Consider the following 14476-nt stretch of genomic DNA (forward strand, 5'->3'; position numbering starts at 1 on the left):
CCCTCCTATAGAGAAAACACCCCATGGTCAGAAAAATCTTCTAGTCATGGGGTGTTGTTTTTATGATACACTTAGCTATCAAATCATATATTCTACACTATAGCTAGCGTCTGATAAGATACGAGCCAGAAACTGCTTGGTTCGTTCTTCTTGTGGACGACTAAAGAAATCGTGGGGATTGTTCTCCTCTACGATACGGCCTCCATCCATGAAAATAACGTGGTTGGCGACATCTCTAGCAAATCCCATCTCATGCGTGACGACCACCATGGTCACACCTTCTCCCGCCAACTGTTTCAGAACATCCAAAACATCTCCAACCAACTCAGGGTCTAGTGCTGATGTTGGTTCATCTAGCAAAATGACCTCGGGTTTGACGGCAATAGCACGCGCAATTCCTATTCGTTGTTGTTGCCCTCCAGATAGTTGTGAAGGGTAGTAGTCTTTGTAGGCCAGTAAACCAACTTTTTCCAAGGCAGATTCTGCACGTTTGAGCGCTTCTTCCTTGGGAACTTTACGAGCCACGATTAGGCCTTCTAGAATATTTTCCAGAGCAGTTTTGTTTGCAAAGAGATTGTAGTGTTGGAAAACAAAGGCTGTTTTTTGGCGAATTTCTAGAATGTCTTTCTTGCTCAATTTGGATAAGTCATAGGTCTTTCCTGCCAAGGTCAAACGGCCACTGTCAGCTTTTTCTAAGTGATTAAGACAACGGAGAAAGGTCGTTTTCCCCGAACCTGATGGTCCTAAAATAACGACGACATCCCCTTGGTTAACCTGAAGATTGACATCCTCCAAGACCTGCCTCTCACCAAATGTTTTTGCGATATGTTCTACTTGTAACATCCTGTCCTCCTATACGAAACGCGCGCTAGATGCTTTTGCACTTTTTTCTTTTTTCACATAGCCTTTTTCCAGTAGGGAGAAGCCCCACTGAATCAAACCACAGATCAAAATATACTGCAAAAAGATCACAAAATAAGACTCAAAATACTGGTAACCGTAGGACGCTTCTACACGAGCAATAGCGGTGATGTCCTTGATAGTCATAACAAAGACCAGGGAGGTCCCTTTGACGATATTGATCACCAGATTGGCCAAGTTAGGCAAGGCTGAGCGCAAGGCTTGAGGAAAAACAATCCTTAGATAGGCCTGGGTCGTAGTCAAGCCAATCGCATGCGCTGCCTCTAGTTGTCCCTTGTCCACCGTCAAGATGGCTGAACGCAAAATCTCCGATAAACTCCCGACTGTCATCAAACTATAAATGATAAAGGCATAATAGAGAGGATCAAGCTTGAAAATATCAAAGTCACTTCCTATGCTTTTGAGAAATTGATTCAGCAGGCTTGGAAACAAACTATAAAAGAAGAGAATCAATAAAATCGGAGGAGTCGCTCGGATAAAGGCCAGATAGACCAGAGAAAAACTCCTCACACCTCGAACCTTGTAAATCTGCCCCAAGGCTAAAAATAGAGCCGGTAAAAAGCTTAAGACCATAGCCACAATCATGATAATCAAGGTGATTGGCACACCCTTCAAGGTCTCCAGAAAGGTCTTTACAATATAGTCTATATCCATTTCTTACCTCCCTTTTGTTTCCAAAGACTTCTCAAGCAAACGACTCAAGCTAGAAATAACCAAGGCAATCCCCCAGTAAAGAAGCGCAACTGCCGTATAGGTTTCCAGAGAGTAGTTCCCTAAATTGCGACTAATCAAGAGATTGCCTGCCCCCATAACATCAACAAAACCAATCGTATAAGCCAAGGCAGCATCCCGCATGAGATTGAGAATAGCGGTCGTTATATTGGGAAGAGCAACTTGAAAAGCTTGAGGAAAAATGATTCTCCAAAAAGTCTGACTTGGAGTCAAACCAATACTAAGCCCGGCCTCTGTCTGCCCCTTTGGAATAGCTTGATAGGCCGCCTTGAAAACCTCGGCAACAATAGCCGCAAACAAGAGAATCATCGTCAGGAGAACAAAAATAGTTTTAGACCAGTTGTTGATATCCAAACCAAGCCACCATTTCAGAAATTCTGGCAAGCCATAAAAGACTAGAAAAAGCAAGACAATCGGTGGTGTACAACGAAGGGTAAAGATATAGCCTTTGGAAATCGCTGCAAAACTCTTGTCTTCTCCTACTTGTGCCCAGGCCAAGAGACCTCCAAAAAGGGAACCAAGAAGAGTGGTAAAAAAGAGAATGGACAAGGTCATAGGAAGTGCCTGCCATAAGGTCGGTAAAAACTGAAAGACCTTGGAAAAATCATAAGAAACCATGCAAAACCCTTTCTAGTCTTGGAATTTCTGGTCTAGTCTTTGTCCACATAACTAAAGACATCTTCTTTAAAGTATTGCTGAGATAGCTTAGCAAGCGTGCCATCTTCTTTCAACTCTTTGATTGCTTTTTCGTATTCTTTAGCGAATTGCTCACCCTTTTCATCACGGTGAATCAAAGGATAAGTTGGAATGCCCTTGTATGGGAACCAGCTGAGTTTATCCGCATATTGGTGGTAAGGGCCATCTTCTGCAGTAACTGCTTTTTCAAAGGACAGTTTGATATCAAAGAAGGCGTCATAACGTCCTTCTAAGACCCAGGCATAGGCATCTGCCACTTTAAAGGATTCAGCAGCTGTTAGCTCAATCGGTGCATCCTGATGTTTTTCATTGTAGCTAGTGATAACATTCCATTGAGCATTCTGTGGAGAGATGGGAACCAATTTCCCTTTATTCTTAGCAAAGTCATCAATGGTTTTGTATTTCTGTTCATCTTCTTTTCTGACAGTAAATCCGATGATGCTCGCTCCGACTGGTTCAGATGGAATGACAAACTTTTTAGCTCGTTCATCTGTGTACCAAGCTCCCTTGGTTCCGATGTCATACTTACCTGATTCCAGACCAATCAAGAGGTCATCATCACTGGTACCCGTATATTCAAATTGATAGTTTGCCAACTTCTCATCAACAGCCTTCAAAACAGCTACTTCATAACCATCTGATTCCCCTTTTTCATTGACAAAGTCATAAGGTACATAGTTTTGTGTATGGGCAACCTTCAAGGTTATGACTTCAGCAGACGAAGCCGTTTCTCCATCCTTGGCTGGAGCACCAGCTAAACTTCTCCCGATAATCGTCGCCCCAATTACTGCAACAACTGCTACACCACCGATAATCCATGCTTTTTTACTCATCTTTTTCTCCTTTAGTTTTCAAGCGCTTCTCTCACCCACTGGATACGTTCAACTGTGATATCACTTGGAATGGTACAATCTGCCCCAAGTACCAAGCCCTGCTCCCCAGCTTCTGCAACTAGTTTCTTTGCCTCAGCCTGAATGGCATCCTTGCTACCAGTATACAGTAAGCCTGTCTTGCCATTTTCGAATCCTCCAAGAACCGTACGTCCCTTGAAAATCTCACGACCTTCCTTGAAAGTGATTCCCTCTGGTCCTACAGCCCAGTTAAAGACTTGGGCTGGATAGTCTGCAAAAAGGTGAATATCATTTCGCGCTCCCTCGTAACCACAGATATGAAGAACAGTGACGCCACCAACAGCACTAGCTGCTTCCAGAACCGTTATCTCGCTAGGTGCAATGACGGCTTGATAATCTGCTGCCGACACTCGTTGATCTTGGATACTTTGCACGCTGAGATAGATTCCATCAGCACCAGTCTCCTCGATGACAGCTCGACTGAGACTCGCAATATCCTCTGCAATCACATCCAATACCTTCTTCAAAGCTTCAGGATCTTCCACCAGAAAATCTGCAATGAGGTCATCTCCACCAGACACTTCCCCCAGTAGCCACTTGAGATAGGTCACAGGAGCAAAAATATTGTAAATCGCAACGATATCTTCTGTAAACTCTTGCTTGATTTTCTTAACCAAGTTCACCTGCTCTTTTATCCAAGCATGATCTGGTCCGAGTGGTTGAATGGTCGCCAATTCTTGAAGTGATTTGCCTTTGGCAATCGCTGGATTTGGATAAGCAAAGTAGCCATCACTCATGAGTTTGATAAAGTCTGGCTGAACTTCTCGTATAAAGCGCTTATGTCCCTCGATATTCTTCTCGATAATGACTGGATTTGAGAAACCGTGTAGCCATTCGTCTTCGGATGTGAAATGGTGCCAAAAGCCAACTGGCACACGATCAACCTTTTCACCTTTAAATGCTTTTAAAACCCATTCTTTTTTTTCTGACATTCTTATTCTCCATTTCTTACTTTTTCAACTAATAAACTGCTTGCGATATCATTCGAGCGTAGAAAGGGGAGACTGGACTTGGAAAAATCCTGAACTCCACGACATCTCTCTCCATTTTTGCAGTGCCCATTTTTTACGACGCTTATGGCAACCAAGGCCAGCAAACCGACAACTGCAATGAAGATTCCCCATCTTTTACTTTTCATAGCTCCTCCTTTTAGAGAACAGCTGCCTGCCGAATCCAGTCCAACCTCTCTAAGTCAAAGTCATCTGGAACAGTACAGTCAGCTCCCAGAAGAACGCCTTTATTACCAGCTTCAGCCAGCAACCGTCTTGTTTCATCTTGCAATTCCGCCTTGGAACCTTGATAAAGCAAGCTTTTCTTGCCGTTTTCAAATCCACCTAAAACGGCCTTGCCTGGAAACAACTCTTGCCCCTGTGTCAAACTAACATCCTCATGGTGGGTCGCCCAGTTGACCACTTGAGCTGGATAGTCCTTAAATATCGTCACATCATTGCTCGCACCTTCAAAACCACAGATATGGAGGATATTGGTCCCACCCACCTGATTGGCTACCTCCAAAATCGCTATATTGCTCGGTTCGATATAGGTTTGGTAGAGTGCTGGTGTGATGCGCTGATCTTGAATTTCCTGGGTACTGAGGTAAATCCCGTCGACATCGCCTTGCTGGATGATTTTCTGAGTTAGGATAGCAATATCTCCTGCAATCACATCTAGAATCGCTCTGAATTGCTCAGGATTTTCAAGCAATAGATCAGCCACTTCCCTATCTCCTCGAGAAGTTTCTGTACGGAACCAGCGCTTGAGGTAGGAGATAGGCGAAAAGATATTGTAGAAAGAAGCAATCTCTTCGGTAAAGGTCTCTCGAATCGCTTGTACCACTTCCACCTGTTGCTGAATCCATGGGTGTTCCTCACCAATCGACTCAATAGAAGTCAGCTCCTGAATGCTTGCAATCTTAGGATTATAGACATTACTTGGATAAAGGAAAAAACCGTCACTCATAATTTTGACAAAATCAGGGCGAATCCTTTCCACATAGTTGCGATGCCCGTCAACACTTTTTTGAAAGATACGTGGATTATTTAATCCCTGCCCCTTTTCTTCGAGTGTTACAAAATGAAACCAAAATCCGACAGGAACTCTTTCCACTTCATCGCCTCGAATCGCTCTAAAGACTAGATCTCTTTTACTTGCCATACCTTTCTCCTTCCATTTGGATTGAAATCATCTTACCACTCCTTTTCCCCTTTTCCCAATATATATTGACTATCAACTCGATTAGAATTTTTTATATCTATAAAGAAAAAAAGCCCTAAAAAGCTTGATGTTACTAGCCTTTCAAAGATTCACTTTATTTTCATCAATTTTCCAAAAAGAAGCTGATATAGATTTTCTATCAAGCCGATTGGATTTTTTTATATCCATCTTCATTCCCAAATTAAGTACATAATTTTATCCTAATACCAAATTACTACTGAAAAATTTCTTTTCTCTCGATATTTCCTTGCACAAATCCCATGAAAACGCTACAATATTAATAGACTATTATTAGGAGGATGGGATTATGAAAATATCCAAAGTTACCATTACAATTGCTTCTACACTTGCTTCCGTCATTTTACTGACTGGCTGTGGCACAAATTCGGCAAATTCACAGACAACTCAAAGTAGTACATCTGACAATCAGGTTACAATGACCTATGATCAGTTGCGTTCAAGAGAAAATACTATGTCAACTCTTTGGTATCAAAAAGCAGCTGAGACCAAGGCACTCTATCTACAAGGTTACAATGTCGCTACTGATCGTTTGAAAGAACTACTAAAAACACAGACAGATAAACCCTACTCTATCGTTTTAGACTTAGACGAAACTGTATTAGACAATAGTCCTTATCAAGCGCAAAATGTCAAAGACGGAACAGCATTTACCCCAGAAAACTGGGATGTCTGGGTAAAAAAAGCCGCAGCCAAGGCTGTACCAGGTGCTAAAGACTTCCTCCAATTTGCAGACAAAAACGGTGTCCAAATTTACTATGTATCTGACCGCACGATAGATCAGGTAGATGATACGATCAAAAACCTAGAAAACGAAGGAATTCCTGTACAAAGCCGCGATCATCTCATGTTCTTAGAAAAAGGCGTCAAATCTAAAGAAGGTCGTAGACAAGCAGTCCAAGAAAAAACCAACTTAGTCATGCTACTAGGAGACAATCTTGTGGACTTTGCAGAGTTTTCAAAGACCTCTGAAACTGAGCGCGACCAAAAATTAGAGGAATTACAAAAAGAGTTTGGTGAGAAATTCATCATTTTCCCTAACCCAATGTACGGATCATGGGAAAGCACTGTTTACAATGGTAATAAATTGGATGCCAAGGGTCAAACTGAAGAGCGCCAAAAAAACTTACAAGGTTTTGATAAATAAAATAAGAGAGCTATCTACCAGTTTACACCAACTATAAGATATCGTATTTGCGAGAATATCAAAAAAAGACGATTTCCAAGCGGAGATCGTCTTTTTCACTATTTTATCTTGTACTTGGTATAAACTAGTATATATTCCACTAGATAGTATGCTCTATCGCTTGTACCACTTCCACCTGTTGCTGAATCCAAGGGTGTTCCTCACCAATCGACTCAACCGATTGAATTTTTTTATATCCTCTCTTTCATGGCAAAGTAAGCTCGTACTTTGGGTGCCACTTGTGTGCCGAAGAGTTCAATAGCTCTCAAAACTTGATCATGTGGCATAGAACCAAGCGGTAGATGGAGCATGAAACGGTCCAAGTCTAAATCCTCAATCATGCGAATCAATTTTTCTGCTACCTGATCTGGATTTCCCACAAACATGGCACCATTTGGACCAACTTGCTCCAAATATTGCTCATAGGTCAACTCCTGCCAGTGCGGACGGTCCTTGGAAATTGCATCCACCACTTGCTTGGTCGGATGGAAATAATCTTTGACAGCCTGCTCGCCATCTTCAGCAATCCAGCCCCAAGAATGGGCTCCCACTTTCAAGTCTTTCTCCGCATGACCGTCTTCCCTACCAATCTCACGATAAGCTTGAATCAGCTTTTTAAAATAACGTGGATTGCCACCGATAATGGCATAGACAATCGGCAACCCCGCCTGAGCAATCTTCACTGTTGACTCTACATGACCACCTGTCGCCACCCACAATGGCAATTTGTCCTGAACAGGACGAGGATAGACTTCTTTGCCAGAAATCGTTTGGGTCAATTGACCTTGCCAGTCTATCTTGGTCTTTTCATTGACTAACTGGAGCAAGTCTAATTTCTCATCAAAAAGTGCTTCGTAGTCTTTCAAGTCATAGCCAAACAGTGGGAAGGATTCAGTGAATGATCCACGCCCAGCCATAATCTCTGCACGGCCATTTGACAAGGCATCAATAGTGGCATATTGTTGGAACAAGCGAACCGGATCCATACTCGAGAGAATGCTGACTGCACTAGTCAAACGAATCTTTTTGGTATTGACTGCCCCAGCTGCAAGAACAATCTCTGGCGCCGATACCGCAAAGTCCTCCCGATGATGCTCCCCAATCCCGTACACATCCAAACCAACCTTATCAGCCAGCTCAATTTCTGCCACCAACTGACGAATGCGTTCATCATGACTGTAAATCTGTCCAGTCGCTTCTAGAGCTGTTGTTTCACCAAATGTTGAAATTCCTAATTCTACCATCCCGTTTCCTCGCTATCTCTTTTAGTTTTAGGGTATTTTATCACTAATTAGTTCTATTTTCAATAAATTTGCTCATTAGAAAAAGTCTAGATGAACTAGACTTTCTTAGCTTATTCTACCTGTAGTTTATTGTCTTTCAGAGTTAACTTCGAGTTTTCTGTCAATTCTGTTTGTTCAAAAGTGTAAATCGTCTCACCCTTTGTATCAATCATGTACCAGACTTGGTCTTTACGGACAACCAGGGCAAGCTCCGTACTATTTGTGTCCTCATTTTTGACAGACAATGGAAAGGCCTTGTCCACACCTTCCAGAGCTACTTTATTCCCTGTTTTTAATTCTACTAGGTAGTACACGCCATCCTTTGTACCAAAACTGTAGTCCCCATTAATCTTTGTGTGGCTATCATAGTTTTTCATTAGAATAGAAGTTTTATCCATACCTTCAAACGCCTTTTTAAAGTGTTCTTTCTGCTCTTCAGCTTTCTTTTGATCTTGAGACTGAACCGTCTCTTGCACTGCAGCAATCCGTTCCAGGTTTTGCTTTTTCGCTTGTCTCTGCTGATGGATCAAGATCGTACGTATCAAGTAAGAACTAGACAAGACGATACCAACCAGCATAGCAATAATACTTTTTTTCTTCTTCATTTTCTTCTCCTTATAAAAAATTAAAGGCGAGCAAAAATACTCCTCACTCAAGTATACCAAGAGAGAGCAAAAAAGTCTAGATGAACTAGACTTTCTTGGTTTATTCTACTGTTACTGACTTAGCAAGGTTACGTGGTTTGTCCACATCGAGTCCACGGTGGAGGGTTGCAAAGTAAGCGACCAATTGCGTTGGTACGACCATTGAGATTGGTGAGAGGTAAGGGTGGACAGTCGTAAGAACGATATCATCTGTCTCTTTGGCAACATTTTCTTCTGCGATTGTAAGTACCTTAGCACCACGGGCTGCGACCTCCTGGATATTTCCACGAGTGTGGTTAGCAAGGACTGGATCTGACAAGAGGGCCAAGACAGGTGTCCCCTCTTCAATCAAGGCAATGGTTCCGTGCTTGAGTTCTCCTGCCGCAAAGCCTTCACATTGGATGTAAGAAATCTCTTTGAGTTTGAGACTGGCTTCCATGGCTACATAGTAGTCTTGACCACGTCCAATGTAAAAAGCGTTGCGAGTTGTTTCAAGAAGCTCTCGAACCTTGGCATCAATGTTTTCTTTCTCAGAAAGAGTTGATTCGATAGACTGAGCTACGATTGACAACTCATGAACCAGGTCAAAGGCTTGCGCTTTGGCATTGCCGTTTGCTTCTCCAACTGCTTTTGCAAGGAAGGCAAGGGCTGCGATTTGTGCCGTATAGGCCTTTGTTGATGCTACGGCAATTTCAGGACCCGCGTGAAGAAGCATGGTATGGTTGGCTTCACGTGAAAGAGTTGAACCTGGCACGTTTGTCACTGTCAAACTCGGAATTCCCATTTCATTAGCCTTAACCAAAACCTGACGGCTGTCAGCTGTTTCACCAGACTGGCTGATAAAGATGAAGAGCGGTTTCTTGCTGAGAAGTGGCATACCGTAGCCCCACTCAGATGAGATTCCAAGTTCTACTGGTGTATCTGTCAATTCTTCCAACATCTTCTTAGAAGCAAATCCTGCGTGGTACGATGTTCCAGCTGCAAGGATATAGATGCGGTCTGCATCTTGAACAGCCTTGATGATAGCTGGATCTACGACAACTTGACCTGCCTCATCCGTGTAGGCTTGGATGAGTTTACGCATAACCGTTGGTTGCTCGTCGATTTCCTTGAGCATGTAGTAAGGATAAGTCCCCTTACCGATATCTGACAAGTCGAGCTCAGCAGTGTAGCTAGCACGCTCACGACTGTTACCATCATAGTCTTGAACTTCGACGCTATCAGCCTTGACGATTACCAACTCTTGGTCATGAATTTCCATGTATTGGTTGGTCTCACGAATCATAGCCATAGCATCTGAGCAGACCATATTATAACCTTCTCCAAGACCAATCAAAAGTGGAGATTTGTTCTTAGCGACATAGATGACATCTGGATTTTCAGAGTCAATCAAGGCAAAGGCATAAGAACCACGAATGATGTGAAGGGCTTTTTTGAAGGCTTCAAGAACTGAGAGACCTTCTTCTTCTGCAAATTTCCCAATCAAGTGAACAGCGATTTCTGTATCTGTTTGTCCCTTGAAGTGGTGACCTGCAAGGTATTCTTCCTTGATTTCAAGGTAGTTTTCAATGACCCCATTGTGGACCAAGACAAAACGTTCTGTCTCAGAGCGGTGTGGGTGAGCATTGTCTTCCGTTGGTTTCCCGTGAGTTGCCCAACGAGTATGTCCGATACCAGTTGTCCCCTCAACACCTGCTGTCTTGGCAGACAATTCTGCGATACGACCGACAGCCTTAACCAGGTGATTTTCAGCACCACCTAGGACAAAAATCCCCGCAGAATCATAGCCACGGTATTCGAGCTTTTCAAGCCCTTGAATCAAAATATCAGTTGCATTTGTGTTTCCAACAACACCAACAATTCCACACATAGTATATACGACACAGACCAGCTGTGCTTTCTCCTTAAATTGGTATAGTCTAATTCTCACTTTACGGAATCAGCAAAAACAGTATATACTTGTTTTTCTCACTTGTCAAGGATAAAAATTGGTATAGTTTTTCTATCTGGTGTTTTATCAAGATTTCACTTGATACCTGACAAGTCAGCATCAATTACTTATAATAAAAAGAGGAGGTATTTGCCATGTGGTTTTTCTTCGCACTTTTATCAGCTATCTTTGCAGCCTTAACGTCAATTTTAGCTAAGATTGGAATTGAGGGAGTTCCATCCAATCTAGCAACCGCTATTCGTACGGTCGTCGTCATTCTTATGGCCTGGGCCATGGTTTTCTTGACCAATAGTCAGACCGAAATTGTCAATATCAGTAGAAAAAGTTGGCTCTTTCTCATCTTATCTGGTTTGGCCACTGGCGCCTCTTGGCTCTGCTACTACAAGGCCTTGCAGATGGGCAGTGCAACTGAGGTATCTGCTGTCGATAAATTCAGTCTCGTCCTTACCCTCGTTCTAGCCTTTTTCTTCCTACAAGATATCCTGACGTTTAAAACAATTATTGGCTGTATCCTGATTACGATCGGGACCTTGGTGATGATATTGTAATAAAAAGTGAGATGAACGCCATCTCACTCTTTTTATTCTTAAAATCCATTATGGTCGCTGAGTTCTTTGAACCAGTGGCCTGATTTCTTCAGGCGACGTTCCTGTGTTTCCAAGTCAAGCTCAACCAGACCATAGCGATTTTTATAGCTGTTGAGCCATGACCAGCAGTCGATAAAGGTCCAGATTAAGTAACCCTTACAATTGGCTCCGTCTTCAATGGCACGGTGAAGTTCACGCAGATGTCCTTTGACAAAGTCGATACGATAGTCATCCTGAATCATGCCATTCACACGGAATTTATCTTCACCTTCAACACCCATGCCATTCTCTGTCAACATCCACTCAATATTGCCATAATTTTCCTTGATATTTTGAGCGATATCATAAATCCCCTGCTCATAGATTTCCCAACCGCGATGAGGATTGATTTTACGGCCCGGCATGATATAAGGCTTATAGAAATGTTCTGGCAAGAGTGGACTGTCTGGATGCTTGGCAAAACGTGGCGCCATAACGCGCAAAGGTTGGTAGTAATTGACTCCAAGAAAGTCCACTGTATGCTCCCGAATGAGTTCTAACTCTTCAACAGTGTACTCTGGCAGCAAATCATGCTCAGACAAGATTTCTACTAATTCTTCTGGATAAGCTCCCAAGACAGACGGGTCTAGGAAAGATTGGGCTTGGAAGAGATCCGCAATGCGCGCAGCCTTGACATCTGCGGTATGCTGACTACGTGGGTAGGCTGGTGTCAAGTTGAGGACAATCCCAATCTTAGAATCAGGCAAAATCTCATGACAAGCCTTAACCGCAAGACTACTAGCCAGTTGCGTATGATAAGCAACCTTAACCGCCGCTTTGGCATCCACCTTGTGAGGATAGTGAGCATCATAAAAATAGCCAAACTCCACAGGGACGATGGGCTCGTTAAAGGTAATCCATTGGTCCACCAAGTCACCGTATGTCTCAAAACAAAAACGAGCATAGTCTTCATAAGCCTTGACAGTTGCCTTATTTTCCCAACCATCGCCGTCTTCTTGGAGGGCAAAAGGCAGGTCGAAGTGATAGAGATTAACTAAGAGACGAATTCCCTTGGCCTTAATGGCTTCAAAGACCTGACGGTAGAAAGCCACCCCTTGCGGATTGACCTCTTCACGGCCCTGTGGGAAAATACGAGACCACTGGATAGAAGTTCGGAAGGCTGTATGCCCAGTCTCTACCAAAAGCTCAATATCCTTTTCCCAGTTTTCGTAAAAAGTCGATGTTTTATCAGGTCCAATTCCATTGTAGTAACGATTTGGCTCTACTTGGAACCAATAATCCCAGAGATTGTCTCCCTTGCCGTCACCAGGTACACGACCTTCTGTCTGTGGTCCAGAAGTGGAGGAACCCCAGACAAAATCCTTTGGAAATTTTAGCATAGCTTTACCTCTTCGTTTATTCATTTTTCCCATTATATAGAAAAAACAAGGTAAAAACTAGTTACATTTTTGCCTTGTTTTTCTTCTGATTATAGTTTTTATTTCTTGCTGAGGATTTCAAGGGTTTCGAGCAAGTTGTCTGCATGAACTTCGATGGTGTCACCAGTCGCCTTAATCTTAACTTCTACGATGCCATCGGCTGCTTTCTTCCCAACAGTGATACGGATTGGCAGACCAATCAAGTCGCTATCGCTAAACTTCACTCCGACACGTTCGTTACGGTCGTCTGTCAAGACTTCGTAACCAGCTCCCATCAAGCTTGCTTCAAGTTTTTCTGTTAAGGCTTGCGCTTCTTCATCCTTGACATTGACAGTGATCAAATGCACATCAAATGGCGCCAATTCTTTAGGGAAGTTAACTCCCCAAGCATAACGGTATTCCCCTTTAGGCGTTTTGTTGACAAAGAGGCGGGCGTGTTGCTCCATAACTGCTGAGAGAAGACGGCTAACACCAATACCGTAACATCCCATGATGATTGGCACAGCACGACCATTTTCATCCAAAACATCTGCGCCCATACTTGCTGAATAACGAGTGCCGAGTTTGAAAATATGACCGATCTCGATACCACGCGCGAAGTTAAGAACGCCTTGTCCGTCTGGTGAAATTTCACCCTCACGAACTTCGCGGATATCCACGTATTCTGCAGTGAAATCACGACCTGGGTTCACACCCGTCAAGTGGTAACCATCTTCGTTGGCCCCCACAACAGCATTGCGAACATCTTGTACCTTACGGTCTGCAATGATTTTCACATTTTCTGGCAAACCAACTGGGCCAAGCGAACCAAAGCCAGCTGAGATAACATTTGCTACTTCTTCCTCGCTCGCAACATCAAAGAAATCTGCTCCCAAGTGGTTTTTCAACTTAACTTCATTGAGTTGGTCATTTCCAACTAGAAGGGCTGCAACAAGCTCACCATCTGCCATGTAGAAGAGGGTTTTGATTGTTTGTTCTTCTGGGATGTTAAGGAAGGTTGCAACTTCATCGATGGATTTAACACCTGGAGTTTCCACTCGAATCACTTCTTCTTCCGCAACGACACGGTTGCTTGGTTTGTACTCGTTTGTTGCCATTTCTAAGTTAGCTGCATAGCTAGACTCAGTTGAGTAGGCGATGGTGTCTTCACCAGAAACCATCCATTTGAGCAATTCTGCCTTGATTTCTTCTTGCACTTCTGCAGGAATTTCATCAAATGAGGCAACTGACTTGTCCAAGACAACCCAGCGGTCAAGGTCTGTACGGGCTGGTGTGATGGCCATAAATTCTTGGCTATCCTTACCACCCATGGCGCCACCATCACCGATTATAGCCTTGAAGTCCAAGCCACTACGAGTGAAAATTCGTTCATAGGCCGCTTTGTACTCGTCATAAGTCACATCCAAACTATCGTAATTAGCATGGAAACTATAGCCGTCCTTCATGATAAATTCACGCGTACGGAGAAGTCCGTTACGTGGACGTTTTTCATCACGGTATTTCGGTTGGATTTGGTAAAGGTTGAGTGGCAATTGCTTGTAAGACTTGACAGAATCACGAACAATAGCTGTAAAAGTTTCTTCGTGTGTCGGACCTAGGATAAAGTCTGACTTTTCACGATTTTTCAGTTTATAAAGGTCTTCACCATAGGTTTCATAACGACCTGATTCACGCCAAAGATCAGCACTGAGAAGGGCAGGAGCCAACATCTCAACAGCACCAATCTTATCAAACTCTTGGCGCATAATGTTTTTAGCCTTTTCAATCACACGGTTAGCGAGTGGCAGGTAAGAATAAACACCGGCAGAAACTTGACGAACATAACCAGCACGCAACATAAGGGCGTGGCTGATAACTTGAGCATCGCTTGGCATTTCGCGAAGCGTTGGGATTAGCATTTTACTTTGTTTCATAA

General features: G+C 43.1%; 14 protein-coding genes. 2 read left to right on the top strand and 12 right to left on the bottom strand.

The annotated features are described in order from the left end of the window. Positions 1–78: 78 nt before the first annotated feature. Genes O3652_RS04020 through O3652_RS04050 form a run of 7 tightly spaced genes read right to left on the bottom strand, consistent with a single transcriptional unit; the run spans position 79 to position 5414 of the window. Entirely contained in the window at positions 79–843 is a 765-nt protein-coding gene (locus tag O3652_RS04020; protein WP_000942256.1) for an amino acid ABC transporter ATP-binding protein, read from the bottom strand. Positions 844–852: 9 nt separating this feature from the next. Beyond that, positions 853–1575: an amino acid ABC transporter permease gene (locus O3652_RS04025; protein ID WP_000350563.1), complete on the bottom strand. Its 723-nt coding sequence runs from the start codon at positions 1573–1575 to the stop codon at positions 853–855. A 3-nt stretch (positions 1576–1578) separates the two neighbouring features. Then, on the bottom strand, positions 1579–2271 hold the full coding sequence (locus O3652_RS04030) for an amino acid ABC transporter permease (protein WP_000255460.1): 693 nt from the start codon (positions 2269–2271) through the stop codon (positions 1579–1581). A gap of 32 nt (positions 2272–2303) precedes the next feature. After that, positions 2304–3182 (bottom strand): transporter substrate-binding domain-containing protein, encoded by an 879-nt coding sequence (locus tag O3652_RS04035; RefSeq protein WP_125412393.1) that lies wholly within the window; start codon positions 3180–3182, stop codon positions 2304–2306. 11 nt (positions 3183–3193) lie between these two features. Next, on the bottom strand, positions 3194–4192 hold the full coding sequence (locus tag O3652_RS04040; RefSeq protein WP_125412395.1) for a uroporphyrinogen decarboxylase family protein: 999 nt from the start codon (positions 4190–4192) through the stop codon (positions 3194–3196). A gap of 2 nt (positions 4193–4194) precedes the next feature. Then, on the bottom strand, positions 4195–4398 hold the full coding sequence (locus O3652_RS04045) for a hypothetical protein (RefSeq protein ID WP_000837737.1): 204 nt from the start codon (positions 4396–4398) through the stop codon (positions 4195–4197). A gap of 11 nt (positions 4399–4409) precedes the next feature. After that, positions 4410–5414 (bottom strand): uroporphyrinogen decarboxylase family protein, encoded by a 1005-nt coding sequence (locus tag O3652_RS04050; RefSeq protein WP_125412397.1) that lies wholly within the window; start codon positions 5412–5414, stop codon positions 4410–4412. Between the two features lie 367 nt (positions 5415–5781). Between O3652_RS04050 and O3652_RS04055 the strand changes: the two genes are divergently transcribed. Further along, positions 5782–6639, top strand: coding sequence for a 5'-nucleotidase, lipoprotein e(P4) family (locus O3652_RS04055; RefSeq protein ID WP_000703382.1), 858 nt, complete (start codon positions 5782–5784; stop codon positions 6637–6639). A gap of 230 nt (positions 6640–6869) precedes the next feature. Here O3652_RS04055 and O3652_RS04060 read toward each other — a convergent pair whose 3' ends face one another. From O3652_RS04060 to glmS, 3 genes are all read right to left on the bottom strand, one after another. Continuing rightward, the gene (locus O3652_RS04060) at positions 6870–7922 is read right to left on the bottom strand and encodes an LLM class flavin-dependent oxidoreductase (protein ID WP_125412399.1); all 1053 of its coding nucleotides are present in this window, start codon (positions 7920–7922) and stop codon (positions 6870–6872) included. Between the two features lie 110 nt (positions 7923–8032). Then, positions 8033–8566, bottom strand: a complete 534-nt coding sequence (locus O3652_RS04065; protein ID WP_061428304.1) for a hypothetical protein — start codon at positions 8564–8566, stop codon at positions 8033–8035. Positions 8567–8666: 100 nt separating this feature from the next. Next, the gene (glmS, locus tag O3652_RS04070; RefSeq protein ID WP_371590141.1) at positions 8667–10475 is read right to left on the bottom strand and encodes a glutamine--fructose-6-phosphate transaminase (isomerizing); all 1809 of its coding nucleotides are present in this window, start codon (positions 10473–10475) and stop codon (positions 8667–8669) included. Positions 10476–10690: 215 nt separating this feature from the next. Here glmS and O3652_RS04075 point away from each other — a divergent pair, with 215 nt between their 5' ends. Then, positions 10691–11104: an EamA family transporter gene (locus O3652_RS04075; RefSeq protein WP_000264209.1), complete on the top strand. Its 414-nt coding sequence runs from the start codon at positions 10691–10693 to the stop codon at positions 11102–11104. A 38-nt stretch (positions 11105–11142) separates the two neighbouring features. Here O3652_RS04075 and O3652_RS04080 read toward each other — a convergent pair whose 3' ends face one another. Together O3652_RS04080 and O3652_RS04085 are read right to left on the bottom strand one after the other, a co-directional pair. Next, positions 11143–12522: a glycoside hydrolase family 1 protein gene (locus O3652_RS04080; RefSeq protein WP_371590099.1), complete on the bottom strand. Its 1380-nt coding sequence runs from the start codon at positions 12520–12522 to the stop codon at positions 11143–11145. Between the two features lie 98 nt (positions 12523–12620). Beyond that, on the bottom strand, positions 12621–14474 hold the full coding sequence (locus tag O3652_RS04085; RefSeq protein WP_125412403.1) for a proline--tRNA ligase: 1854 nt from the start codon (positions 14472–14474) through the stop codon (positions 12621–12623). Positions 14475–14476: the final 2 nt, after the last annotated feature.

The organism is Streptococcus sp. 27098_8_23 (assembly GCF_041432195.1).
In the GTDB taxonomy this organism is placed as follows: domain Bacteria; phylum Bacillota; class Bacilli; order Lactobacillales; family Streptococcaceae; genus Streptococcus.